Origin of the sequence: Sphingomonas plantiphila, from assembly GCF_046000505.1 — a bacterium.
In the GTDB taxonomy this organism is placed as follows: domain Bacteria; phylum Pseudomonadota; class Alphaproteobacteria; order Sphingomonadales; family Sphingomonadaceae; genus Sphingomonas; species Sphingomonas plantiphila.
The window spans coordinates 1,105,863-1,131,109 of record NZ_JBELQC010000001.1 but is presented as its reverse complement, the minus strand read 5'-3'; the positions used below and the strand labels follow the sequence as shown (position 1 = coordinate 1,131,109).

Sequence of the window (25,247 nt, the reverse complement as noted above, 5' to 3'; positions counted from 1 at the left end):
ACTGGCATCGCTCCGAGTGCGACGGTCTGAAGTGCTTAAGGCGCCTAAATAAAGCGCACAACATTGATCGCCCTAGGCGGCGATGATTGTCGTCGAGACTGGGCCTTTACCAAGTTACGACGGTCACGGACGACGCCGGGATTTTCGCGCCGGAGTCGCCACTGTATTGCGCGCTACTCGCGCAATCATCGTCCTGCCGCTCACCGCCTGAAACACAGCATATGATCGATATTGTGCGGCTGGGCGAAGATCTCGTCGATCGAGATCGGCCGGATGCCGGCGGTGTAATCGATGATTTCCAGGCTGAACCCTTCCGCGATGATTTCGTCCAGAAACCCTCTCGGATCGGGGTAGCGTGACACGGTGAATTCCATGAAGATCGTCAGCGGCTGGCCCCCGGCAAGGATGCCGGTCATGCCGCGCCACACCTGTTGTTCGAACCCCTCGACGTCGATCTTGATGAATTCGGCGTTGAGCGCGTCGGGGAAGCTGTCGAGCCGACGCAGCGGCACCGCGTTCGAGATGCTTTCCCCGGCATGGGCGCGCACCCGCCCGCCGCCCGGCTGGTGCGTCGTGACTTCCATCGTCACATAGCCTTCCTCGCTGCCGAGCGCGCAATTATGGACCGTCGCAAAGCCGGCATAGCCGTTCATCTCGACGCTGCGCTGCGTACGCCCGGCCAGCGCCGGATTGGGCTCGAACGACAGCACCCGTCCCTCAGCTCCGGTCAGATCCGCGAGCAGCAGCGAATAGTAACCGAGATTGGCGCCGACATCGATGACGGTGGCGCCGCGGCGCACGGTGCGCAGCATCGCCTCGGTCACCCACATTTCCCAGAAGCCATCCAGCATCAGGTGGCTGCTGATCCCGATATCCTGGGTATCGACGAACATCTTGTAGCGCCCGAGGACGCGGCACAGCGTCGTGTGGTCGCCGCAATAGGCCGTGCGGCACAGGGTCCGGATTTCGGCCTCGTTGAACGTCCGCGGATACTGGAGCAGCCGCCAGATGTCGTAGATCGGTGTCGTGCTCATCCTGTCCTCACCCCCCTCCGTGCGACGGCTGCTGCCGTCCCGAACCATCCCGCAAGTCGTCCCGCCATCGCGCGCAGCGGCGCCGGGCCACGTGCCTTTTCATGGCCGGCAAGTTCATTCGCGAGCGTTTCGACCGAACACCGCTCACCGCTTCGCGCACTCGCATAGATCGGATAGACGATCAGCGCCGCCGCAACCAATTCGCACAGCGACCGGCGCCGCGTCCTGCGCGCGATCGGGGCGCGATCCTCGGTCAGGCCCCATCCGGCATAAAATGGCTGGCCGTGCACGACGACGCGCCGCCCGCGCACCAGCGCCTCGAAGCCGGCGAGCGAGGTGAGGACATGCACCGCATCGGCCCGGTCGAGCAGGTCAATCAGGTCGGCATCCGGCGCGACCAGGTCCGCGAACGCCAGTGCCTCGCGCTCACCCTGCCCGCCCGACCGCAGGCCCGAGGCGATGTCGGGATGCGGTTTGTAGACGAGAAACGCGTCCGGCTCGGCCGCGCGCGCGCGCGCCAGCAGATCGATCATCCCGTTCACGCCCGCACCGCCACGCAGCACCGAGTGGTCCTGTTCGACTTGGCCGAGCACCAGCACGATCCGCCGTCCGTGCGGGAGGTCTACCGGTGCGCCGGCGAGATTATATTTGGTCAGCCTCGCCGACCGCAGCAGCGCGATCAGTTCAGCCGCCCGCTCCAGCGTTTCCGGATCGAACTCCGCGCTCTGTAGCATGTCCTCGAGATCGCTCGCGCCGCCCGGGTCATAGTGCGGGCGCTGGCGGTCCAGCGTCACCGAACAGGGCTGAACGAGCGCGGCGCCCAACCCCGCCGAGCGCAGGAACCCGTCCTCGATCCACCACACCGGAATTCCGGCATCGCGCGCGGCGCGTTCGAGCCCCGGCGGGGTGCGCGTTGCCCAGCATCCGATCGCGCCGCCTCGTGCCCGTGCCAGCGCCACCGCACGCGCAGGATCGGCGGCGAAGGCCGGTCCATGGGAATTGCGCAGCATCGTACGCATCCGGCGCCGCTTCCATGGCGCGATGCCGACAAGGCATGCGATTGCGTCGGTCGGCGGCGCGGCATGGTCTGCGCTGTCTGGATGCGCGACCGGCGTCATCGCGTCAGCAAGTCGATCGTGATCGCAGGCGTCACCAGCGTGTTGAGCATCTGCACCAGCTTTCCGAACTGAACCGACCGGGCATTCGCGACGAGCAGCACGTCCTTCTCCCGCATCCGGAATTTCTGCGACAGGAAATAGCTGCGCGGATCGAGCAGGTTCAGCCGATAGATCACCGGCCGCGGCCCCGCCCCGTCGACGCCTTCTTCGTACCGGAAGACGAACACGCCGGTCGCGTCGGCGCGCTCATCGACCAGCCCGCCGGAGCGCGCGATCGCTTCGGCGAGGCTGAGATCGTCGCTCTCGAACGGCACTTCAGACACATTGCGCGCCGAGCCGAGCACCGTCAGCGAGCGCACGCTGCGGATCAACTGGACGTGATCGCCCGGGGCGAGCCGGACATTGGCGGCGCTGTCGACGCGCAGCCGGTCGAGACGGATTTCCGCCACCTGCCCGGCGCGCACCAGCCGAACGCGCGTGTCCGCCGGACGATTGGCCGGGCCGCCCGCCTGCGCGATCATGTCCAGCAGCCGTTCGCCCGCCAGCGTCAGCGGATGGCGCCCCGGATTGCGCACGTCCCCGCTCGTCACGACGCTGCGCGCCGGACCGCGATCGACCGAAACGACCACCTGCGCGCTTTGCGACATGCCGCGAAGCCGTTTGCCGATCTCGCTGCTGACCGCCGCCGCCGACCGGCCCGCGACGCGCAGCGTACCGAGATAGGGTATCGCGACTTCCCCCGATTCGCCCACCTCCATCTTCGGGAGGACCCGCGCATTGGCGGCGGGTACCGCCGCATCGCGCGCCTCTGATCCGCCTGACGGCGCGAACAGCGAATAGCCGACTTCGAACACGGTAACCGTCAGCGTATCGCCAACCCCGATCTCGCCGCTCCACGGCGCCGCGTCCGCGATCGGCCAGGAGCGGTCGGGTGCGACCGTGCCGGGCTGTGTGTCGGGGGGCATATCCGCGATATCGACCACGGCGATGCCGGACGCGGATGCCGGCCCCACCACCTGCGAGACGGTCGGCGCGCCGGCGGGCAAGGTCGAACAGGCGGAGACCGGCAACAGCGCCGGGAGCAGCCAGCGAAGATCAGGCCGCGGCATCGACGGCTCCACGGTGGGCGGCGCCCTGCGGGTCGCGCGCAGTCGCACCACCACGCCGCGCGCGCTCTTCCATCAACCCTTCATAGAGTCGCGTCAGGCGCTCCTGATAGCGCGCCGGGGAAAAGCGCTTCGCCTGCTCACGCCCGGCGGCGCTGAGCGTCGCGCGCAACGCGGCATCCGTGTCGAGCCTGGCGAGCCCTTCGCGGATCGAGCGCGGATCATAGGGATCGACATACACCGCCGCATCGCCACCGACTTCGGGCAGCGAACTGACATCGGAAGTGAGCACGGGCGTTCCCAGCATCATCGCTTCAAGCACCGGAAGACCGAACCCCTCGTAGATCGACGGGAAGGTCACCGCCTTCGCCCCGCGGATCAGCCGCATCAGCAGGCTGCGCGGCAGATAATCGATTCTGCGAATATTCTTGAACGTCGCCTTGAGCGGCTGGACCTCATCGCGCTGCAACAGACGCAGTTCCTCATCCGCGCCCCAGGTCCGGCGCCCGACGATCACCAGCGGCGTCTTGGTGCCGAGCGCGAGATAGGCCTCGATCAGGCGATTGACGTTCTTCTTCGGCTCGATCGCGCCGAAGAACAGGAAATAGCCCTTGTGCGGCAGGTTGAAGATGCTGCGAACCGCGGCGGCCACGTCCTCGTCACTTTCCTCCAGCACCGCGTCGGGCACCTGCACCGCCTGGTAGGTGTTGACGACCTTGGATTCGGCGAAGGGAAAGAACTCGACGATGTCGCGGCGGCTGGATTCGGAAACGGTGACGATCCGCTCCGCCCGTCGCGCGACCGCGCGCATCAGCTTGTAGTAATAGCGCTTCCGGTCGGCGCTCGCATAGGGCAGCTTGAGCGGGACCAGGTCGTGCATGGTCTGGATATTGGCGGCGCCCACCAGATTGACGGGCAGCGGATAGGTCCAGTGCATGATGTCGACCGGGGACGGCGAATGCACGTTGGAGAACAGCCCGAGCCGGGCGAAATTGCGCCCCGCCAGGTCGAAAATGTCCGGCGCGGTATAGAGACCGTCGAAGTCGGGAAGGCGATGCGCGAACTGACGCGCGACGACGCGCCCGTCGGTCGGGATCGCGCGCGCACGACGGCCGCGCAACATCAGAGTCGTCTCGCGATACCAGCTCAGCGACCAGCGACCAGGCGTGCGCGTCTCATGCTCCCCGCCCAACGCCTCATAGAACATCACATCGCGCAACCGCGGATTGAAGGGTGCACGCAGGCCATAAAGCCCGCCGACCGGGACCTCCATCGCACGGAGCGCGCGCGCGAGTTGGTAACCATAGGTCGCGACCCCGGTCCCGCGGGGCAGCGCCAAGTTGAACCCGTCGATCATTACGCGCATGGTGAACTTGCCCCCAACCTCTTCATAACTCACCAAAAGCGTTCGTAAAGCGCCGCCAGCCGCGCGGTGAAGCAATTCGCGCTGAATAATTCCGCCCGCGCCGTGCCGCGCCGGATCAGCCGGGTCCGCAGGTCCGCATCGCGCGTGAGGCGCCGGATCGCGTCGGCAATCGCATCGACGTCATTCGGGTCGACCTGCAGCGCGGCATCGCCGGCGATTTCGGCGCCCGCGCCGGTTGATGCCGCCAGTGTCGGGACCGACATCGCCATCGCCTCGATCACGGGGAGTCCGAAGCCTTCGGCCAGCGACGGCATCAGCACTGCGCGCGCGCCGCCGACGAGCGCCGCGACCGTCGCATCGTGCTGCCAGGCCAGCCGCATGACGTCCGGCGCCTTCAGCAATGCATGCACGCGCGCGCATTCCGACGGGCTCGCCCAGTGCCCGTCCGGCCCTGCGATGACGAGCGGGAGTCCCACCGCGGCGCGGCGATGCGCACGGAGCAGCCGTTCGATATTCTTGCGCGATTCCACCCGGCCGAGCGCGAGAAGATACCCGCCTTGGGTTAAGCCGGCGGGAAGTGCTCCGGGCTGGCCGGGATCGACAGCCTGGTAGCAACAGCTCGTCTGCGCATCCGCAATCCCGAAATGGTCGCGCAATTCGTGCCCCACCGTCTCGGAAACGGTCACGAAATGGGCGGCGGCGCGAGCAAGGTTGCGCAACAGCCGCACGTGCCGCCTCCGCGACATCCCGGTGAGATGCGGAGCCGTGATGGGGATCAGGTCGTGCACCGTGTAGATGTTGGCCGCGCCGCGCACATGGATCGGCAGCGGGTGCGACCAGTGCACGATCGCCGGCGGCTCCGGCAGCGTGAGTTCGAGCAGCGACCCGGTCAGGCTGAAGCGCCGCTGGGCGAGCCGGTAGAGGTCGGGGAGGTGCCATCCCCGCCGATCCGATATCGCAGGATGATGCGCGCGCAGACTGCGGGAAAGGTCGCGCCATGCCGGGCGGGCGTCGGCGTCCGTGCCATCGCCCAGCAGACGGAGTTCCACCGGCAGGCGGGAGAGCGCGGCCGCCAGGCCTGCACGGTAGCGGGCAATCCCGGTTCCATCACGCCATTCGATGTTTCTGGCATCCACCGCGATGCGCCGCACGCGGCCGTCGTTCAGCACTGTGCACCGCCGCGCGCAGCGCCTAATCTGCGCCGATGATTCGCTTCGACCGCGTCAGCAAACAGTATCGAACGCGTGGTGGCGGGTATCGGCGCGTGCTCGACGAGACCAGTTTCGAGATCGGGCCGGGCCAGGCGCTGGGCATTTGCGGGCATAACGGTGCGGGCAAGTCGACGCTGTTGCGGCTGATCGCCGGGGTCGAGCGGCCGAGTTCGGGAACCGTCGATCGCGCGATGTCGGTGTCCTGGCCGCTCGGCTATGCCAGCAGCTTTCAGAGCAGCCTGACCGGCGCCGACAATGTCCGCTTCATCGCGCGGGTCTATGGTCGTCCGGTCGATCGCGTACTCGCCTTTGTCGAGGAGTTCGCCGAGCTCGGCGCCTATCTCGACATGCCGATCCGCACCTATTCGGCCGGCATGAACGCGCGGCTGGCCTTCGCCGCATCGCTGGCGGTCGATTTCGACTGCTACCTGGTCGACGAGATCACCGCCGCGGGGGACGAGCGGTTTCGTGCGCGTTGCCACGCCGCGCTGATGGAGCGGCGCGAACGGGGGACGCTGATCATGGTCTCCCACGATCCGCATGTGCTGCGCGCCTATTGCGACACCGGCGCGACGCTCGTCGATGGTCGCCTGACCTTCTACGACACGATCGACGCGGCGATGGAACAGCATTTCTGAGCCACCCGGCGCCACGCTCAGCTTTGATGTTCGCGCACACCGGCGATCAGCATCCAGCCGATCCCATAGGCGACGCAGAGGCCGACAAAGACGAGCAGGGTGGTGCGAAACGGCTTGGGCAGCGCGGGCTTCTCGGGCAGGTTGGGCTCGACGACCGCGACGATGTACAGGCGCTCGTCGGCAGCGCGGGTGCGCGCCTCTTCCAGCCGCGCGCGCGCCGCCTCGTAGCGCTTGGCCGCGAAATCCTGTTGCAGGCGCAGTTCCTCATATTCGCCAAGGCGGCCGGATACCGCCTGCGGCTGGCCCGTCTGCCGCGCCCGTGCCGCGGTCAGTGAGGCCGCCGCGGTCGCTACCTGGGTTTCCATCGCGCGCACCTGGGGGCTGTCGCCACGCAACTTGCTGCGCATGTCCGCGAGCATGGCGGCAAGGCGGTCCAGCCGCGCCTGCTGTTCCTCGATCTGGCGGGTGCCGCCCGCGCCGGTGGCGGCGGGATCGATGTCGCGCTCGCGCTCGCGAAAGCCCCCCAGCTCGCGCTGGATCGACGCCAGCCCTTCCTCGGCGCGACCCGCCTCGGCCGAGGCCAGCCGGAGCGAGGCATCGAACAGCCGCGCATTATAGGCGTTGACCCGCTCTTCCCCCAGCCGAAGCAGCGCGCGCGTGATGCGCTGCGCGTCGATCGGAGCGAACGCGCGTACCGACAGCCGCGTAATGTTGTCGTCCGGGTCGTAGATGACATCGACGTGATCGCGATAGAAATCGAGCAACGTCTCGGCGCGCGGTGCCGTTGACCACAGCCGCGACAACATATCGGTACCGGGCTTGCGATAGAGCGCGACGAGATCGATGCCGTCGCCGCGCAGGGCGCGGATCGCGTCGTGCGAGCGCAGATACTCGCGAATGCTCTGCGCTTCCTGTTGCCCCGGCGAAAGCGATGCGGAGATGCCGAGCAACTGGCCCACGCCGCCGGTCGGCGCAGATTGGGTGTCGAGGCCGCGGACGACGAATTGCGCTTCGGAGCGATATTGCGGGCTCGCGATCAGAAACAAATACAGCGCGACGATCACCGTCGGCACCAGGACGGTGAGGATGAAGGGATGCCGGCGCGCGCGGTCGAGCAGCGAGACCGAGCGGTCCGCGCCGCGATCCTCGATCGTCCGTTCAGGTGCGTCTGGAGTAAGCGACATGGTCATCCGATATCAGGAGAGTTCGATTCGCGCGCGCAAATGCGCAAGCCCGAACAGGCCGACCAGCGTAAGAACGCCACACCAGCCGACGACATAGGGCAGGTCGATCCAGCGCGATTCGAACGGAACGAACTGCCCCTCCTTGAGCAGCTCGAAGATATGCACCGTCGGCACCCACACGAGCAGGTCGCGGACGCTTTCTGGAAACCACGACAAGGCGAAGAACGCGCCCGACAAGGGCATCGAGAGATAGAGCAGCGGGTGAACGAGCCGACCCACCATCGGCGACTGGTGCGAGGCGGTGGTGACGATCATCGACAGGCCGAACGAGAACCAGCACATCAATGCGACCGCTCCGGCGAACGCTTCCGGGCGGGCAATCGGATCGGCATAGCCGAGCAGCCAGGCCGCCCCGAGCAACAGCGCTAGCATCACGATGGTGCTGACCGCCTCCAGCGCCATGCGTGCGATCAGCATGTCGGTGATCGTCACCGGTCGGTGATGCAGCAGCGGCCTGTTCGCCTCCAGAACCGTCTCCGCGCGCGAGACCACCGACCGGAACATGATGAACAGCCCATAGCCGGCAATGGCGAATGGGATCGGCCGGATCCCCCCGGCGATCGGCAGCTCGTGATTGCTGTGGAGCAGCGCCACCGCCACGGCGAGCAGCATCGGCTCGGCGAACAGCCACAGATACCCGATATTCTCGCGCCCGAAGCGCGTGTGCAGTTCGCGCAGGATCAGCGCGCCGATGACATTGCCCTGCACGCGCAGCGCGCTGCGCAGCGATGGGTGGCGCGGCGCGGCGCTCACAGTGCGTCCAGAAATGACAGGACGTTGCGGAAATGCGCGTCCCATGTCGGCGCGCGCCAGCCCCGCATGCGCGCGATCTGCGCGGCGCGCATCGGCGATTGCGGCTCTGCGTAGTCGAGCACGGCGCGGCTCCAGCCCGGGCCGTCGAGCGGGTCGATATAGTCGGGAACCTCGCCCCCCGTCTCGCGCAACACGGGAATGTCGCTGGCGATCACGGGAACGCCCGCCGCGAGCGCTTCGGCGACCGGCAGACCGAACCCCTCGGCAAAGCTCGGCATCAGCACCGCGCGCGCATCTGCCAGCAGCCGCGCCAGTGCGCGATCGCCGATCCGTCCCGCCTCTGTCACCTTGCCCTGCAGTGCGGGGCAGCGTTCGAGCAGATCGACGATATTCTCATTCTCCCACCCACGGCGCCCGGCGAGAATCAGCCGCGGCGTCGCATCACCCAAACGCTCGGCCAGCGCCCGCCACAGCTGAAGCAGGAGCAGGTGATTCTTGCGCGGCTCGATCGTGCCCACACACACGAAATAGGGCGGCTCAGCGTCGCCTGCGTCCGCGCCGCGGTCCGCCACGAATGCGGATTCGATCCCGAGCGGCGCGACCAGCATCTCCGGGCGGCGACCGATCTCGGCCATATAGGTTTCGACCGAGCGGGCGGTGCTATGTGAATTGACGAGGATCGCGTCGGCGATCGCGACGCTGTTGCGCAAGCGGCGCCGATGCCGCTCCGCGCCGCCTGGCCGCGCATATTCGGGATACTCGCTGGGGATCGCGTCGTGCAGATAGACGCACAGCCGCTCGGCGCGACGCCCCCTGCGATGCAGCCGGTCGAGGTGCTGATGCGACACGATCAGATGCAGCCCATCGGCGCGCGCGGGGATCGGCATGACTCCCGACCAGGCACGCATGGCGGCAGGATACCCCGCCGTCCCGCCCGTACCCCACCGCCGCTCGAGCGCAGCGATGTAGCGCCTCAGCGCGCTGCGCCGATAGGCGAGCAGCCCCAGCCCCGGTACCCATGCCGCGAATCGCACGCGGCGGTCCTTCGCGTCCAGCAGCGCCCGGGCATAGGCCAGCTCGACGCGATCGATACCCGTCGGCGTGCGATGCCGGGCGCGCGACAGCAATCGGCTCACGTCCAGCGTGATCCACCGGTCGGCTACCGCATCCTCGCGTGGCCGGGCCAGGGCGACGGGCACGTTCATCCGCCCATCAGCCGCGCGACCGACGACCTGACCAGCAGGTCGAGCGCCGCGCCGCCATGAAAGCCACCATTGACCAGGCATTTGGCGCGCAACGCGCGGCAAAACAGCGCGAAATTGTCGGGATCGACGGGTGGTGGCGCATGCCAGAAATCGTCCAGCGGCATGTCCGCGGTCACGCCGGGCATGTCGTAGATCGCGGTCCCCATCGTGTTGACCGGCACCCCAGCCGCCAGCGCGAGCGGCCCCACGCTGCTGTTCACCGTGACGATGCCGCGTGCAACCTCAAGCAACGGGGCAAGGTCATAGCGTTCGACGAAGACGACCCGACCCGTCAGGCCGAGTTCTGCGACGGCGTCGGAAACGATCCGGCGCCAGTTGTCGACATCGGGATCGAGCGGATGCTGCTTGACCAGCAACGACACCCCCTCGGGTGCGGTACGGAACGAGGTGAGAACGCGTTCGAGCGCATCGCGCATCGATTCGAAGGGTGAATGGAAGCGGATCTGTGCGTCCCCCTCCAGCTGCAGCGGAAACAGGAAGAAGGGGCGCCCCGCCAGCGACAGCATCGCGTCCAGGCTGTCCCGCCGCTCCCGCCGGCGCCGCCAGAGACGTCGCAGCCATGCTTTGCCTTCGCGAACCGGCGACGCGTGCCGATGAGTGCGATATTCCGGAAAAAAGGCCGCGGCACACTGGGTAGCCGCATAATAGAGCGCCGACTGCCTCGCCCGCCGGGGGAAGGAGTTTTCGACCGGGATTTCTTCCTCCCGCCCGAGCGTCGATGCGGCAAGCATGTGCGCCGCGCGCAGCGAGCGCGGAAACGAGGAGTGACCGTTCACCCCGCCCCGCTCCAGCGTCACGTGATTGGGACGCAGATACCCTTCCTCGAACGCGAAGAACTGGAGGCCCAGCCGGTTCGCCAGGATGCGCGCCTCGCGGTGGATCGGACGCAGATCGCCGAACACGACGATGTCGGTGACGCCATGGCTTGCGACGAACCGGTCGAGCCACTCCGGCCATTGCGCCAGCGACCCGCGATAACTGCGCGCCCCTTGACCGAACCAATCGACCACGTCGCCACCGTTGAAGTTGACGCGCGAGACCCGCGCGCCGCGTGCGCGGAGCGCCGCCCCCAGCCGGCGGAAGAACGGACCGGGCAACCCCTGCAGAAACAGGAAATGCCGTTTGGCGTGCACCGAAACCGCGCCGGTGTGCGACCCGGCGACCGGAACGGGGGCGCTGTCGTCCGCCCGGTCGAGCGCCGCGCTAGCCATCGCAATGCGGCCGCCCGTCTGTGCGCGTCATCCTGCCCTCACGCACCAGATCGTGGATCCGGACGACATCAGCCAGCAACGGCTCCAGCCGGTCCAGCGGCCACACGGTCGCGCTGTCGGACCAGGCGCGATCGGGGTCCGGGTGGGTTTCCACGAACAGCCCCGAAATCCCCGCTGCCGCCGCCGCGCGCGACAGCAACGGTATCCACTCGCGCGCGCCCCCCGAACGCCCGTTCGCGCCGCCCGGACTCTGCACCGAATGCGATGCATCGAACAGCGTGGGCATGCCGCTTGCCCGCATCTTCCCCAGGCTGCGCATATCGACCACCAGATCGTGATAGCCGAACGTCGATCCGCGTTCGGTCAGGATCACCTGGTCGCGCAGCTCGCGGCCGGCCGGCAGCACACTCCCGGCCTTTGCGGCGGCGTGGAGCATGTCGTCAGCGGCCATGAACTGGCCCTTCTTGATATTGACGATGCGCCCGGTCGCTGCCGCTTTCTGGAGCAGGTCGGTCTGGCGGGAGAGGAAGGCCGGAATCTGGAGGATGTCGACGACCTCTGCCACCGCCTGCACCTGGATCGTCTCATGGACATCGGTCAGCACGGGCAAGTCGGTCTCCGCTTTGACGCGCGCGAGGATAGCCAGCCCGTCGTCCATGCCCGGGCCGCGCGGGCTGTCGCCCGACGTGCGATTCGCCTTGTCGAAGCTGCTCTTGAAGACGAGCGGCAGGTTCAGGCGATCGGCGATCCGGGCCAGTTCCGATGCCACGCCCAGCGCGTGGTCGATGCCCTCGATCACGCACGGCCCCGCGACCACGAACAGCGGTCCGTCCGGCTCGACGGTGAAACGACCGATGCGCAACCCAGCCCCCCGCGCAACTACAGACAACAGCTTCTGAACATGCCGCAAGCCATTCGCAACCAACAATTTCCCGGCTGGTCGAATCTGCGACGCGCGACTTGTGGTTTCGCAATCCCGTCATTTGGTACAGGATCGTCGCGATGGCCCATATACTGCTCACGCCCGGCGATCCTGCGCCGCGATTTCGCCAGCGTTCCGGCGGCAACCCGGCCTATTCGTTTGACACCGCGGCGGGGCGCTACCTTGTCCTGGCCTTTCTGGGATCGGCCGGGGACGATCACGCACAGCAGGCAATCGCCGCGGTACGCGCGCGCAGCGACCTGTTCGACGACCGGCATGCCGCGTTCTTCGCGGTCAGCAACGATCCGGCGGACGAAGCATCGGCACGGCTCGACGAGAGAATTCCCGGCTATCGCCTGTTCTGGGACTTCGACCGCGTGGTGGCGCGGCTCTTTGGCGCGATCGAGCATGATGACCCAGGCGACGCCGGGGTCGAAATCCGGCGCATCTGGGTGGTGCTCGACCCCACGCTGCGCGTCCTGCGCGTCCTTCCCTTTGCACCCGACCGGAGCGATATCGCCGCACTGATCGCCTATCTCGACACGCTTCCGCCGCCCGAACGCTTCGCCGGATTCGAGCTGCAGGCGCCGATCATCGTGCTGCCGAACGTGTTCGAACCCGGGCTCTGCGCCGAACTGATCGCCCGCTACGACGCCAGTGGCGGCGCGCCCTCCGGCTTCATGCGCGAGGTCGACGGGAAGACGGTGCTGATCAACGATCCCGCGCACAAGCGGCGGCGCGACCACGACATCACCGACCGGACGATGATCGACGCGCTCCAAGCGCGCATCCGGCGGCGTGTCGTGCCGGAAATCGCGCGCGTGCATCAGTTTCGGGTGACGCGGATGGAACGCTACCTCGTCGCCTGCTACGGCGCGGACGAGCGCGGACATTTCCAGCCGCATCGCGACAATACAACGCGCGGCACTGCGCATCGTCGCTTCGCCGTATCGGTCAACCTCAACGCCGAATTCGAGGGCGGCGAATTGTGGTTCCCCGAATATGGCCCGCGCGGGTTCCGCATGCCACCCGGGGCGGCCGCCGTCTTCTCCTGCTCGCTGCTTCACGCCGTCCGTCCCGTGACCAGCGGGCGCCGCTACGCCTTTCTTCCCTTCCTGTACGACGACCAGGCGGCGCGCGAGCGCGAGGCGAACAACGTCCATCTTGGCGAGGGAGTCGGCGCCTATCGCGCCTGACGAAGCGTAGCTAGGGCGGAGGCGCTATGCCTCCAGCTCGACATCCCAATAGAGCCAGTCGCGCCAGGTATCGTGGAGATAATTGGGCGGAAAGCGCCGGCCATGTTCCTGCAATTGCCAGCTGGTCGGGCGGATCGGCGGCATGAACAGCGGCATCGCCGCCTGTTTCGGCGTCCGGCCGCCTTTCTTCAGGTTGCACGGCGCACAGGCGGTGGCGACATTCTCCCAGGTGGTGCGCCCGCCCTGCGCGCGCGGGATGACATGGTCGAAAGTCAGGTCGCGATGGCTCCCGCAATATTGGCATTCGAACTTGTCGCGCAGGAACAGGTTGAAGCGGGTGAAGGCCGGGAATTGCGACGGCTTCACATATTGCTTGAGCGCGATGACGCTGGGCAGCTTGATGCGCGCGGTCGGGCTGCGCACCTCGCGCTCGTAATGGCTGACGATGTCGACGCGGTCGAGGAACACCGCCTTGATCGCGGTCTGCCACGGCCACACGCTCAAGGGATAGTAAGAGAGCGGCGTATAATCGGCATTGAGCACGAGCGCCGGGCATCCTTCCGGATGTCGGATCAGATCGGGATGGTACATGGTCCCCCTCTCTTGCCGCTCGTCGGTCGCGACCCCGGTTCATTCGCCGCCAGCCGTGACATCACTATGACAGCATGACGCCCGACTCGCGGTCAAGGGCCGCTTTGCGGGTTTCTGTGACTAATCGGCATAGATCATCCTGCGGCTCATCCCGCCATCGACGACCAGCGCCTGCCCGGTGACGAACCCGGCATGGTCGGCAAGGAACAGCACCGCATCGGCAATGTCGTCCGGCGTGCCGATGCGCCCCGCGGGGTGCTGGGCACGGTCGATCTCGCGATGCTCGGGTTCCGCGCGCTGCGAGGATTTTTGCCATTGCGCGGTTTCGATCCAGCCGGGGCAGATCGCGTTGGCGCGGATATCGGGCCCAAGGCTCACCGCCAGCGCATGGGTCAGCGCGACCAGCCCGCCCTTGGCGGCGGCATAGGCTTCGCACTCGGGTTCGGACTGGAAGGCGCGGGTCGAGGCCATCAGGATGATCGACCCCCGGCGCGGACGGAGCAGCGGCACCGCGCCGCGCGTCATCAGGAATGCGCCGGTCAGGTGGCTGTCCTGCCATTTGCGCCAGTCGGACAGGCTCAGCTTCTCGATCGGGCCGCTCACCGGATCGGCGATCCCGGCATTGCTGACCAGCAGGTCGAGTCCGTCGGCGCCGATCTCCTTGCACCACGATGCAAAGGCCGCGAACGCCTGCCTGACCGCATCCTCGTCCCCGACATCGGTCACATGGGTCAGCAGCGGACGCGGCGCATGCGCCTGCGCCAGCTCGCGCAGCGCGACGGCGTCCCGATCGATCGCCATCACGCCCCAGCCTTCGCCGAGCAGCCGCTCGACCACCCCGCGCCCGATCCCCTGCGCACCGCCCGTCACGATTGCCGTTCGCATCGCCTGTCCTCCGTTACGTGGGGCCGAACGCATCGCTGCGGCGGAAAGGTTCGTGACCGCCATGAGCGGGGCTTCCACCGGTCCCGGCGATCCGCTAGGCGGCGGCGATGCCAGCGATCATCCATTGCGACGTCGCCATTGTCGGAGGCGGTCTCGCCGGCGGCCTGATCGCGCTCGCGCTGCGCCGCAAACATCCTACGCTCGACATCCGCCTGATCGAAGGGTCGGGGTCAATCGGCGGGAACCACCTCTGGTCGTTCTTCGCGACGGACGTGGCGCCCGCCGATCGCTGGCTGGTCGCACCGCTGATCTCCTATGGCTGGACCAGCTACGACGTGCATTTCCCGGCGCACGCGCGCACGCTGAAGGCGCCCTATTATTCGATCGAATCCGAACGCTTCGATCAGGTCGTCCGCGCAGCCATGCCCGAAAGCGCGGTGATGACCCGGCGCAAGGTATTGGGTGCCAGCGCGCGCGCGGTCGTGCTGGCCGATGGCGACCGGGTCGAGGCGGGTGGCGTGATCGATTGCCGCGGTCCCGGCGACCTGTCCAAGCTCGACCTTGGCTGGCAGAAATTCTTCGGGCGCGAACTGGCGCTGAGCGAACCCCATGCGCTCAAGCGCCCGGTGGTGATGGACGCGACCGTCGCACAGATCGACGGCTATCGCTTCATGTATGCGCTGCCGTTCGCAGCGACGCGGCTGTTCCTTGAGGACACCTATTATAGCGACACGCCCGAAATCGACGCGGCGGCGGCAGCCAAGCGGATCGACGCCTGGGCGCAGGCGCGCGGCATCGCGGTCGAGGGCGTGACGCGCGAGGAAGCGGGATCGCTTCCGGTCGCGATGGGCGGGGATTTCGAGGAATATTGGAAATCGGGCGGCAATCGCGTCGCCAAGGGCGGAGTGCGCGCCGGCCTGTTCCATCCGCTCACCGGCTATTCGCTGCCCGATGCGGTCCGCCTTGCCGCGCTGATCGGCAACAGCCGCGACCTGTCCGGCACGGCGCTGCATGCGCTCACCCACGGCCATGCGCGCAAGACGTGGCGCCAGCGCAGCTATTACCGCATGCTCTCGGCGATGCTGTTCCGCGCCGCCGAGCCGGGCGAGCGCTATCGCATTCTCGAACGCTTTTACCGGCTGGACGCGGGATTGATCGCCCGCTTCTATGCCGGTCAATCCAGCCTGTTCGACCGGGCACGGGTGCTCGCCGGCAAGCCGCCGGTGCCGATCAAGCGCGCCTTGGGCGCGATCAGGGGAACAACGCGATGAAACGGGCAGCGGTAATCGGCGCGGGGTTCGGCGGTCTGGCGCTGGCCATCCGTCTGCAATCGGCGGGCGTCGAGACGGTCGTGATCGAGGCGCGCGACAAGCCCGGCGGGCGCGGCTATTACTGGGAAAAGGACGGCTTCGTCTTCGACGCCGGCCCCACCGTCATCACCGCGCCCGAGGCGCTTGAGGAGCTATGGTCGCTCTCGGGCCACCGCATGGCGGACGACGTCACGCTGGTCCCCGTCTCGCCCTTTTACCGGCTTAACTGGCCGGACGGGACGAATTTCGACTACACCAACGACGACAGCATCCTGACGGCCGAGATCGCCAAGCTCGATCCCGCCGACATCGCTGGCTATCGCCGCTTCCTCGACTATTCCGCCGGCGTGTACCGCGAGGGCTATGAGAAGCTCGGCCATGTCGCGTTCCTCGACTTCGGGTCGATGGTGAAGGCGGCCCCCGCGCTGATGAAATATCAGGCGTGGCGCAGCGTCTATTCGATGGTCTCGACCTTCGTGAAGAACGAGAAGCTGCGCGAGGCGCTGTCGTTCCACACGCTGCTGGTCGGCGGCAACCCGATGACGACCAGCGCCATCTATGCGCTGATCCACAAGCTCGAGCGCGACGGCGGCGTGTGGTTCGCGATGGGCGGCACCAATCGGCTGGTCGCCGGCCTGGTGCGCCACTTCGAGCGGCTGGGGGGCAAGCTGGTGCTGGGCGACGCGGTCGAAGAGATCGAGACGCTGGGCGAGCGCGCCACGGCGGTGCGCACCAAATCTGGTGCGCGGTTCGAAGTCGATGCGGTCGCGAGCAACGCCGATATCGTCCACAGCTATCGCGACCTGCTCAAGGGATCGCGCAGCGCGCAGCGGACGGCGGCAAAGCTGGAGCGCAAGCGCTTCTCGCCGTCGCTGTTCGTCGTGCATTTCGGCATCAAGGGCACCTGGCCCGGCATCCCGCACCACATGATCCTGTTCGGCCCGCGCTATAAGGGGCTGCTCGCCGACATCTACGACCATGGCGTGCTGAGCGAGGATTTCTCGCTCTACCTGCACCACCCGACCGTTACCGACCCGTCGATGGCGCCGGAGGGGCATTCGACCTTCTACGCGCTCGCCCCGGTACCGCACATGGGCAAGTCGCCGGTCGACTGGGACGAGGTGCGCCCGATTCTGGAAAAGCGCATCCTCGACGAGGTCGGCCGCCGCCTGATCCCCGACATCCACGATCGCATCGTCACCAAGTTCAGCTATGCCCCGACCGATTTCCAGCACGATCTCGCCGCGCATCTGGGCAGCGCGTTCAGCCTGGAGCCGATCCTGACGCAGAGCGCCTATTTCCGCGCGCATAATCGCGACGATTCGATCGAGAATATGTACTTTGTCGGCGCCGGCACGCATCCCGGCGCCGGCATTCCCGGCGTGGTTGGCAGCGCCAAGGCCACCGCCGCGCTGATGCTGGAGCAGACCAACCCGTGAAGCGCCTCGCCATCTATTGCGGATCCGCCACCCCGGCGGACCCGGTCTATATCGAAAACGCGCGCTTCGTCGGCCGGACGCTCGCCGAACGCGGCATCGGCGTCGTCTATGGCGGCGGGCGGCTGGGGTTGATGGGTGCGATCGCCGACAGCGCGCTGGACGCGGGCGGCGAGGTGATCGGGGTGATCCCGCAGGCGCTGGTCGATGCCGAGGTGGCGCACCGCGGCTGTACCGAGCTGCACGTTGTGCGCACGATGCACGAGCGCAAACAGGCGTTTACCGACCTGTCCGACGGCTTCATCACCCTCCCCGGCGGCACCGGCACGATGGACGAATTGTGGGAGGCGATGAGCTGGGCGCAGATCGGCTACCACGCCAAGCCGGTCGGACTGCTCAACGTCGCAGGCTATTATGACGGGCTGATCGAATTCGTCGGCAAGATGGGCGAGGTCGGTTTCCTGCGCCCGCAACACCGGTCGATCCTGATCATCGACGACCGGCTCGACGGTCTGCTTGACAAGATGGCGGCGCATGTGCCGGCCACGACGATCGGCCAGATCGGCAGTCGCGACCTGTGACGCTCCCGGCGCCCAGCCGCGATGCCGTCGTGGCCGCGGCGCGCGACAGCATCGCCAGGGGTTCGAAGAGCTTTGCTGCGGCCAGCAAATTGTTCGATCCCGTCACGCGCGAGCGCGCCTGGCTGCTCTACGCCTGGTGCCGCGCCTGCGACGATATCGCCGACGGGCAGGAACTGGGCCATGACGCAAGCGTGGTGGCCGACCCGGCGGCGGCGCTGGCGCGCATCCGCACGCTCACCGACCGCGCGCTCGCAGGCGAGTGGACCGGCGAGATGCCGTTCGACGCGCTGCGCATCGTGGTCGAGGAAACGCGGATGCCGCATCGCTTCGCGCATGACCTGATCGCGGGGTTTGCGCTCGACGCAAAGGGCTGGTTCCCGCGCTCCGAGAACGACCTGATGCAATATTGCTATCATGTCGCCGGCGCGGTCGGCTGCATGATGGCGGTGGTGATGGGCGTCGAACCCGACGATCAGGCGACGCTCGACCGCGCCTGCGACCTCGGCCTCGCCTTCCAGCTCGCCAATATCGCGCGCGATATCGAGGCGGACGACCGCATCGGCCGCTGTTACCTGCCGATCGACTGGCTGGTCGAGATGGACATCCCGCCGGGCCAGCACATGAAGCCGCCGTTCCGCTCCCGCCTCACCGTGATGGCGCGCTGGCTCGGCGAATTTGCGCAGGCGCATGAGGAGAGCGCGCGCCTCGGCACCCCCGCGCTGGGATTCCGCTCGGCCTGGGCCGTGCTGGCGGCGGCGGGCATCTATGGCGGCATCGCGCGCGAGGTGATGGCGCGCGGCGATCACGCCTGGGACCACCGCGCGAGCACGAGCACGGCGCAGAAGATCGGCTGGATCGCGCGCGCGCTGGGGCAGGCGTCGATCCGGCGCCAGCTCTACAAGCCCGCCCCGCGCCCCACAACGCTATGGACGCGCCCGCGCTGAAACCTCACCGCCCGGTCGGGCGAGCTAGCGCCGCCGCCGCTTGGGTACCTTCTGCACCACCGCCTCCATCGGCGCGAAGACCACGCCTTCGGGCGAGACCGACTGGGTGGCGATCGCCGGGATGATGACGTCGTTGCTCGCCGTGACGACGTCGAACGCACCGGTGCGGAACGCGGCGAAGTCGGCACGCAGGAACGGGGCATCAGGCCGCTTCGCCACCTGCTCGGGAACGAGGCGCGGGACCCCGCGCCGAACGCGCGGATCCTCGATCTCATAGCCGACCACCGATACCGCAGTACCCAGTTCGGTGATCTCGTAAAGCCGCTTGGCGAACTCGCGCGGGAAGCGGATGCAGCCATGCGACGCCGGATAGCCCGGCAGGCTCCCCGCGTGCAGCGCGATACCGTCCCAGGTCAGCCGCTGCATGAACGGCATCGGCGCATTGCTGTAGAGGTTCGAGCGGTGATGGACGCGCTTTTGCAGAATGGTGAACTCGCCCGCCGGGGTGCCCTTGCCCTTCTTGCCGGTCGACACCGTCGAAGCCGCGATCAGGATGCCGTCGCGATAGACATAAGCGACCTGGCCCGGAAGGCTGACAAGGATCGTCACGCCCGACGCCCCGCCCGCGCGCTGATAGGCGGCATCCTCGAGCCAGGTCCATTGACCGTTACGGAGCAGGATTTCCTCGGCACCGGTCGCCGACACCTGCTGCGCCGCGGCCGGAGCGGACCAGCAGAGCGCGGTTGTGATAGCCGCCGTCACGATTGCCCGCATGGTCGCAGACCCCATCTATTGCCCTCCACTGCCACACCGGCGACCATGCCGGCATGTATGGTTAACGCGGGTCGTGGCAAGGTGTTGCCACGTGGTTTTCGCGCCGCAAAGCGAAAATCGCGGCGGACGATTGCGTACCGATCGCCGCCGCAATGGCATGCCGAGGCGCGGCGGCTGGCGACAAGCCGCGCGGAGTCTGCGCCGAATCGAAGGGAACCTTGCACTCCGTTAGGACGAATCGGTGCCGGCCTTTGCTATAGTACAGGTTCGGAAGCGGAGTTTGTGGGGGCACAGAGGACGCATGAAACAGATGATCGAAGCCGCGGCGTCGCGCCGCGCATTCCTTAAGAACGCTGGCGTGATCGCGGGCACGGGTCTGCTCTATGGCTGCGCCTCGCGCACTGTCACCACGGCCGCCCTCCCCGCGCCAGCACCCGAGGCGCCGCCCGTCGCGACGCCGGTGCCCGCCGCACCGCGCACGGTCGCGAGCGCGCCGCGCAACATTCGCCCGGAATTGTTCGAGCGTGCGGTCGCGGCGCTCCAGCGGCATTCCGATCGCATCCGCCAGCAGGATCGGATCGCGATCGCCGATTTCTCGCTGCCCTCGTCGCGGCTGCGCTTCCACTTCGTCGATCTCCAGGGCGGCGCCACGCGCTCGATGCTCGTCTCGCACGGCATCGGATCGGACCCGGATCATACCGGCATGCTCCAGCGCTTCTCGAACGAGGTGAATTCGGAAGCGACGTGCGAGGGCGCGTTCCTCGCCGCCAACTATTATGTCGGCAAGCACCAGCTGTCCCAGCGGCTGATCGGGCTCGATCCCACCAACTGCAACGCGCTCGACCGCGCGATCGTCGTGCACGGCGCCTGGTATTCGAACCCCGACATGATCGCCAAGCACGGCAAGCTTGGCCGCAGCCAGGGATGCTTCGCAGTGGGCGAACGCGATCTCGACACGTTGTTCGCGATGCTCGGCGAAGGCCGCATGATCTACGCCGCCAAGGCGTAACGCACCGCGCGACAGGGAGCGGAAGCGCTCGACCGGCGTTCACCGGGCGAGGCTAACCCTGTCGGATTGATTCGCATGACCGAAACGCTCGAACCGGCGCTGCCCGACGATGTCGATCGCGCCGCCCGCACGGTGCTGGAGGCCGCCTGCGCCGCGAAGCTCAGCCTTGCCACCGCCGAAAGCTGCACCGGCGGCATGCTCGCGTCCCTACTGACCGACGTCGAAGGGGTCAGTTCGACGTTCGAACGCGGCTTCATCGTCTATTCGAAGGACGCCAAATGTGAACTGCTTCACGTCGCGCGCGACACGGTCGAGCGCTGCGGCGCGGTGAGCCGCGACGTGGCGGTGGCGATGGCCGACGGCGCGCTCGGCGCGAGCCACGCCGATATCGCGCTGGCGATCACCGGCTTTGCCGGACCGGGCGGGGCGGATGACGAACCGGGCCTGGTCCATTTCGCCTGCGCGCGCCGACATCGCCCGACCGCGCACCGCGAAGAACATTTTGGCGATATTGGTCGCGGAGCGACCCGGATTGCCTGTATGCGCGTGGCGTTGGAGATGATCGGCGAGGCAATTGGCTAGTGGCGAAGCAGCGGTTCCATTCGATCCACGCGCACGGGATGGTGCGCGTCGGCGCCTGCACCCCCAGCGCAAGCGCGGGCGACATCGCCGCCAACACGGCTTCGCACATCGCGCTGGCGAAGCAGGGTGACGCGGCGGGCGCGGACCTGCTGCTGTTTCCCGAACTCGGCATCACCGGCTATGCGATCGACGATCTCCATCTTCAGGACGCGGTGCTGCGTGCGACGCAACAGGGCCTGGCCGAACTGATCGCGGCGAGCGCGAAGCTCAAGCCCGTGCTGCTCGTTGGGGCGGCGCTGGAGCGCAGCGGACGGCTGTATAATTGCGCGGTGGTGATCGCGCGGGGCCGCGTGCTGGGCGTCGTGCCCAAAAGCTATTTCCCCAATTACCGCGAATATTATGAGAAGCGCTGGTTCGCATCGGGCATCGGCCTGTCCGGGACGATCGACATTGCCGGCCAAACCGCGCCATTCGGCACCGACCTGATCTTCGCTGCCAGCGACCTGCCCGATTTCGTGTTCCATGCCGAGATTTGCGAGGACTTCTGGGGGCCGCTCCCGCCCTCCACCTTCGGCGCGCTCGCCGGGGCGACGATCCTGTGCAACCTCTCCGCCAGCAACATTGTCATCGGCAAGGCGCGCGAGCGGGCGATGCTGTGCGCGGCGCAGTCGAGCCGCACCGCGTCGGCCTATGTTTTCTCCGCCTCCGGGCCGGGCGAAAGCACCACCGACCTTGCCTGGGACGGGCAGAGCCTGATCTACGAGCTTGGCGAATTGCTCGCGGCGTCGGGGCGGTTCGACCTGGAGGACGAGCTGATCACGGCCGACATCGACGTCGCGCGGCTGCGGCAGGAGCGGATGCGCTTCGGCACGTTCAACGACAATGCCGCCGCCGCCGGCCATCCCGAACAGCGTTTTCGCCGCATCGCGTTCGAGCATGCGCCGGGCTTCGACGACATCGGCCTGCACCGCGCGATCCGCCGCTTCCCCTTCGTCCCCGACACGGCCGAGAAGCTGGACGAGGACTGCTACGAAGCCTTCAACATCCAGGTCGAGGGGCTGCGCAAGCGGATGGTGTCGACCGGCGGGTCCAAGCTGGTCATCGGCGTCTCGGGTGGGCTCGACTCCACCCATGCGCTGATCGTCGCGGCGAAGGTGATGGACCGGCTCGGCCGCCCGCGCAGCGACATTCTCGGCTTCACCATGCCCGGCTTCGCTACCGGCGAAGGCAGCAAGGGCAATGCCTGGGCGCTGATGAAGGCGCTCGGCATCACGGCGGAGGAACTCGATATCCGCCCCGCCGCGCGGCAGATGCTGACCGACATGGGTCACCCCTATGCCGACGGCGAACCGGTCTATGACGTGACGTTCGAGAATGTGCAGGCGGGGCTGCGCACCGACTATCTCTTCCGCCTCGCCAACCAGCGCGGCGGATTCGTGGTCGGCACCGGGGACCTCAGCGAACTCGCGCTTGGCTGGTGCACCTATGGCGTCGGCGACCAGATGTCGCATTATGCGGTGAACGCCGGCGTGCCCAAGACGCTGATCCAGTTCCTGATCCGCTGGTGCATCGCGACCAACCAGTTCGACGCGGACACCGATGCGGTGCTCGACGCGATCCTGGCGCAGGAAATTTCACCCGAGCTTGTTCCCGCCGACGCCACGGGCGCGATGCAGAGTACGGAGGCGAAGATCGGGCCATACGCGCTCAACGATTTCTTCGTGCACTATGTCGTGCGTCACGGGCTCGCGCCATCGAAGATCGCGTTTCTCGCCTGGCATGCGTGGAAGGATGCGGACGCGGGCGACTGGCCGCTGGGCGTGCCGCCGCATCAACGCGTCGCCTATGATCTTCCCACGATCCGCCACTGGCTGGAGAGATTCCTGATCCGCTTCTTCGCGCAGAGCCAGTTCAAGCGCAGCGCGATCCCCAACGGGCCCAAAGTGTCCGCGGGCGGCGCGCTGTCTCCGCGCGGTGACTGGCGCGCGCCGTCGGACGGGGTGGCGACGCCGTGGCTCGACGAGCTCGAGGCGAACGTCCCTAGGTGACCAGCCGCTCCAGCCCGGCGATCGTATCGGCCTCGTTCGCGGGCTTGTCGGTGCGGATTCGCGAGATCCGCGGAAACCGCATCGCCAGTCCCGATTTATGCCGCTTCGACGCATGGATCGAATCGAACGCGACCTCCAGCACCAGCGTCTTCTCCACCTCGCGCACCGGGCCGAACCGCGCGGTGGTATGGTTGCGCACGAAGCGATCGAGCCATTTAAGCTCTTCGTCGGTGAAGCCAAAATAGGCCTTGCCCACCGGGAGCAGCTCGCCGGATTCGGTCCACGCGCCGAACGTGTAATCGGAATAAAAAGACGATCGCTTCCCGCTGCCGCGCTGGGCGTACATCAGCACGCAATCGGCATTGAGCGGGTCGCGCTTCCATTTGTACCACAGCCCGACGCGGCGCCCAGCAACATAGGGGGAGTCGCGCCGCTTGAGCATCACCCCCTCGATCGCGGCATCGCGCGCACCCGCGCGCAATTCCTCCAGTGCGGCGAAATCCTTGGCGTCGATCAGCGCGGAAACGTCGAACCGTTCGGCGTCGAGCCGCGCGGCAAAGGCTTCCAGCCGCGCGCGACGCGCATGCCAGGGCAATTCGCGCAGATCCTCCGTCCCGTCGAACAACAGGTCGTAGAGCCGCACGAATGCCGGAAATTCGGCGAGCGTCTTTGCCGACACGACCTTCCGGCCCAGCCGCTGCTGCAGCGCATTGAAGCTCCCCGCCTCGCCCCCCTGCGCGTCGCCGCGCACCAGCAATTCGCCGTCGAGCACGCCCGGTGTCGCAAAGGCCGAGGCGACATCGGGAAAGCTGCCGGTGATGTCGTCCCCGGCGCGGCTGAACAGCCGCGTTTCGCCCGCGACATGGACGATCTGGACGCGGATGCCGTCCCATTTCCACTCGGCCGCATAGTCCGTGAGATCGACCTGCGTCTCCTCCAGCGGATGCGCGAGCATGAACGGGCGGAACACCGGCACGTCCAGCGTGGTGGGCTGCGGCCCGCGCCCCTCGCCCCAGTCGAACAGCGGCGCATAGGGCGGGGTCAGGCCGTGCCACACTTCCTCCACCGCATCGACATCGACCCCGAACGCCTCGGCGAATGCGGTCTTGGCGAGCCGCGCCGACACGCCGACGCGCAGGCCGCCGGTGGCGAGCTTGAGCAGCGCGTAGCGCTCGTCCGCCGCCAGCCGGTCGAGCATCGCGCCGAGCGCGGCGGGCGCATCCGATCGCGACAGGCTGGCGAGCCGGTCGACCACCGCGCCCAGCGTAAGCGGCTCCGCCTCGGGCGGCGGCGTGAGGGGCTCGGGCCAGATCAGCGCGACCGTCTCGGCGGTATCGCCCACGAAATCGCGGCTCAGCTGGAACAGCACCGGGTCGACCCGCTCGCCCACCAATGCCCGGATCGTCGCCGGCTTCACCGCGGGCAGGTCGAGCGTGCCGGTCAGCGCCGCCAGTCCCCAGCCACGATCGGGATCGGGGGTCTCGCGCAGCCACGCGCCGATCAGCCGCAACTTGGCATTGCGCGACCGTGTGTAGATCAGCCGGTCGAGAAGGTCGGCAAAGGCGCGCATGGGCGCTCAACATGGCGCAAGCCCGACGGTTCCGCCAATCCCTCTCGCTCCGACCGCGACTTCACGCTAGCGTCAACCCGCCGGATCGGCCGGACGCGATTCGCGCGCTCCGTGGGAGGATGTATTCGATGAAGACCCTGTTGCTTGCCGTCGCGCTGTCGACCCTGCCGCTCGCCCCCGTTTCGTTCGCGCAGGATGTCGCCGCGCCTGCCGTGACCGCCGCGAAGTTCAACCTCGACACGCCGATCCAGGACATCGTCGCCGACGAAAAGGCCAAGGCTGCGCTCGAAGCGAACCTGCCCGGCCTGTCGACGCACGAGAGCTACGACATGTTCAAGGGCATGAGCCTCAACCAGCTCAAGGCCTATGCCGCCGACAAGCTGACGCCCGAAGTGCTCGCCAAGACCGAAAAGGACCTTGCTGCGGTCAAGTAAGGCGACGGGCCCCGGGCGC

General features: G+C 67.4%; 24 protein-coding genes. 10 read left to right on the top strand and 14 right to left on the bottom strand.

Annotation, left to right across the window (positions count from 1 at the left end):
• Positions 1-200: 200 nt before the first annotated feature.
• The 5 genes from ABS767_RS05500 to ABS767_RS05480 are packed head-to-tail and all read right to left on the bottom strand — an operon-like array spanning position 201 to position 5,793.
• Positions 201-1,034, bottom strand: coding sequence for an FkbM family methyltransferase (locus ABS767_RS05500; protein ID WP_408077351.1), 834 nt, complete (start codon positions 1,032-1,034; stop codon positions 201-203).
• Positions 1,031-2,152: a capsular polysaccharide export protein, LipB/KpsS family gene (locus ABS767_RS05495; protein ID WP_408077350.1), complete on the bottom strand. Its 1,122-nt coding sequence runs from the start codon at positions 2,150-2,152 to the stop codon at positions 1,031-1,033. Before ABS767_RS05495 ends, ABS767_RS05500 begins: the two co-directional genes overlap by 4 nt.
• Positions 2,149-3,261, bottom strand: a complete 1,113-nt coding sequence (locus tag ABS767_RS05490; protein ID WP_408077349.1) for a polysaccharide biosynthesis/export family protein — start codon at positions 3,259-3,261, stop codon at positions 2,149-2,151. Before ABS767_RS05490 ends, ABS767_RS05495 begins: the two co-directional genes overlap by 4 nt.
• Positions 3,248-4,624 carry a glycosyltransferase family 4 protein gene (locus ABS767_RS05485; protein WP_408077348.1) on the bottom strand — a complete coding sequence of 459 codons (1,377 nt, stop codon included), beginning with the start codon at positions 4,622-4,624 and terminating at the stop codon, positions 3,248-3,250. Before ABS767_RS05485 ends, ABS767_RS05490 begins: the two co-directional genes overlap by 14 nt.
• 29 nt (positions 4,625-4,653) lie before the next feature.
• A complete protein-coding gene (locus tag ABS767_RS05480) occupies positions 4,654-5,793 on the bottom strand; it encodes a glycosyltransferase family 4 protein (RefSeq protein WP_408077347.1) in 1,140 nt (379 codons plus the stop codon).
• Positions 5,794-5,828: 35 nt separating this feature from the next.
• On the opposite strand from ABS767_RS05480, the gene ABS767_RS05475 reads away from it, so the two are divergent.
• Entirely contained in the window at positions 5,829-6,473 is a 645-nt protein-coding gene (locus tag ABS767_RS05475) for an ABC transporter ATP-binding protein (protein WP_408077346.1), read from the top strand.
• A 17-nt stretch (positions 6,474-6,490) separates the two neighbouring features.
• On the opposite strand, the gene ABS767_RS05470 is transcribed toward ABS767_RS05475, so the two are convergent.
• Genes ABS767_RS05470 through kdsA form a run of 5 tightly spaced genes read right to left on the bottom strand, consistent with a single transcriptional unit; the run spans position 6,491 to position 11,808 of the window.
• Positions 6,491-7,663 (bottom strand): lipopolysaccharide biosynthesis protein, encoded by a 1,173-nt coding sequence (locus ABS767_RS05470; protein ID WP_408077345.1) that lies wholly within the window; start codon positions 7,661-7,663, stop codon positions 6,491-6,493.
• A 6-nt stretch (positions 7,664-7,669) separates the two neighbouring features.
• Positions 7,670-8,470 carry an ABC transporter permease gene (locus ABS767_RS05465; RefSeq protein WP_408077344.1) on the bottom strand — a complete coding sequence of 267 codons (801 nt, stop codon included), beginning with the start codon at positions 8,468-8,470 and terminating at the stop codon, positions 7,670-7,672.
• On the bottom strand, positions 8,467-9,675 hold the full coding sequence (locus ABS767_RS05460) for a glycosyltransferase family 4 protein (RefSeq protein ID WP_408077343.1): 1,209 nt from the start codon (positions 9,673-9,675) through the stop codon (positions 8,467-8,469). Before ABS767_RS05460 ends, ABS767_RS05465 begins: the two co-directional genes overlap by 4 nt.
• On the bottom strand, positions 9,672-10,946 hold the full coding sequence (locus ABS767_RS05455; RefSeq protein WP_408077342.1) for a capsule biosynthesis protein: 1,275 nt from the start codon (positions 10,944-10,946) through the stop codon (positions 9,672-9,674). Before ABS767_RS05455 ends, ABS767_RS05460 begins: the two co-directional genes overlap by 4 nt.
• A complete protein-coding gene (kdsA, locus tag ABS767_RS05450; protein WP_408077341.1) occupies positions 10,939-11,808 on the bottom strand; it encodes a 3-deoxy-8-phosphooctulonate synthase in 870 nt (289 codons plus the stop codon). The genes ABS767_RS05455 and kdsA overlap by 8 nt, the downstream gene beginning before the upstream one ends.
• A gap of 140 nt (positions 11,809-11,948) precedes the next feature.
• Between kdsA and ABS767_RS05445 the strand changes: the two genes are divergently transcribed.
• Positions 11,949-13,064 (top strand): 2OG-Fe(II) oxygenase, encoded by a 1,116-nt coding sequence (locus ABS767_RS05445; protein ID WP_408077340.1) that lies wholly within the window; start codon positions 11,949-11,951, stop codon positions 13,062-13,064.
• A gap of 24 nt (positions 13,065-13,088) precedes the next feature.
• Here the strand turns inward: ABS767_RS05445 and ABS767_RS05440 are convergent, their stop codons facing one another.
• Both ABS767_RS05440 and ABS767_RS05435 read right to left on the bottom strand, forming a co-directional pair.
• Complete coding sequence (locus ABS767_RS05440; RefSeq protein WP_408077339.1) at positions 13,089-13,655, bottom strand: HNH endonuclease; 567 nt, start codon at positions 13,653-13,655, stop codon at positions 13,089-13,091.
• A 120-nt stretch (positions 13,656-13,775) separates the two neighbouring features.
• The gene (locus ABS767_RS05435; protein WP_408077338.1) at positions 13,776-14,540 is read right to left on the bottom strand and encodes an SDR family NAD(P)-dependent oxidoreductase; all 765 of its coding nucleotides are present in this window, start codon (positions 14,538-14,540) and stop codon (positions 13,776-13,778) included.
• Between the two features lie 107 nt (positions 14,541-14,647).
• Here ABS767_RS05435 and crtY point away from each other — a divergent pair, with 107 nt between their 5' ends.
• The 4 genes from crtY to ABS767_RS05415 are packed head-to-tail and all read left to right on the top strand — an operon-like array spanning position 14,648 to position 18,811.
• Positions 14,648-15,811, top strand: coding sequence for a lycopene beta-cyclase CrtY (gene crtY / locus ABS767_RS05430; RefSeq protein WP_408077337.1), 1,164 nt, complete (start codon positions 14,648-14,650; stop codon positions 15,809-15,811).
• Positions 15,808-17,289 (top strand): phytoene desaturase, encoded by a 1,482-nt coding sequence (locus ABS767_RS05425; protein WP_408077336.1) that lies wholly within the window; start codon positions 15,808-15,810, stop codon positions 17,287-17,289. The genes crtY and ABS767_RS05425 overlap by 4 nt, the downstream gene beginning before the upstream one ends.
• Complete coding sequence (locus ABS767_RS05420) at positions 17,286-17,867, top strand: LOG family protein (protein WP_408077335.1); 582 nt, start codon at positions 17,286-17,288, stop codon at positions 17,865-17,867. Before ABS767_RS05425 ends, ABS767_RS05420 begins: the two co-directional genes overlap by 4 nt.
• A complete protein-coding gene (locus ABS767_RS05415) occupies positions 17,864-18,811 on the top strand; it encodes a phytoene/squalene synthase family protein (RefSeq protein WP_408077334.1) in 948 nt (315 codons plus the stop codon). The genes ABS767_RS05420 and ABS767_RS05415 overlap by 4 nt, the downstream gene beginning before the upstream one ends.
• Positions 18,812-18,835: 24 nt before the next feature.
• Here the strand turns inward: ABS767_RS05415 and ABS767_RS05410 are convergent, their stop codons facing one another.
• Positions 18,836-19,600, bottom strand: coding sequence for a L,D-transpeptidase family protein (locus ABS767_RS05410; protein ID WP_408077333.1), 765 nt, complete (start codon positions 19,598-19,600; stop codon positions 18,836-18,838).
• Positions 19,601-19,886: 286 nt separating this feature from the next.
• Here ABS767_RS05410 and ABS767_RS05405 point away from each other — a divergent pair, with 286 nt between their 5' ends.
• From ABS767_RS05405 to ABS767_RS05395, 3 genes are all read left to right on the top strand, one after another.
• Complete coding sequence (locus ABS767_RS05405) at positions 19,887-20,594, top strand: murein L,D-transpeptidase catalytic domain family protein (RefSeq protein ID WP_408077332.1); 708 nt, start codon at positions 19,887-19,889, stop codon at positions 20,592-20,594.
• A gap of 75 nt (positions 20,595-20,669) precedes the next feature.
• Positions 20,670-21,176, top strand: coding sequence for a CinA family protein (locus ABS767_RS05400; protein ID WP_408077331.1), 507 nt, complete (start codon positions 20,670-20,672; stop codon positions 21,174-21,176).
• Entirely contained in the window at positions 21,176-23,224 is a 2,049-nt protein-coding gene (locus ABS767_RS05395) for an NAD(+) synthase (RefSeq protein ID WP_408077330.1), read from the top strand. Before ABS767_RS05400 ends, ABS767_RS05395 begins: the two co-directional genes overlap by 1 nt.
• Here ABS767_RS05395 and ABS767_RS05390 read toward each other — a convergent pair.
• Entirely contained in the window at positions 23,217-24,794 is a 1,578-nt protein-coding gene (locus ABS767_RS05390; protein ID WP_408077329.1) for a cisplatin damage response ATP-dependent DNA ligase, read from the bottom strand. The two genes, ABS767_RS05395 and ABS767_RS05390, sit on opposite strands and share 8 nt — an antisense overlap.
• A 128-nt stretch (positions 24,795-24,922) precedes the next feature.
• Between ABS767_RS05390 and ABS767_RS05385 the strand changes: the two genes are divergently transcribed.
• A complete protein-coding gene (locus ABS767_RS05385; RefSeq protein ID WP_408077328.1) occupies positions 24,923-25,228 on the top strand; it encodes a hypothetical protein in 306 nt (101 codons plus the stop codon).
• Positions 25,229-25,247 lie beyond the last annotated feature (19 nt).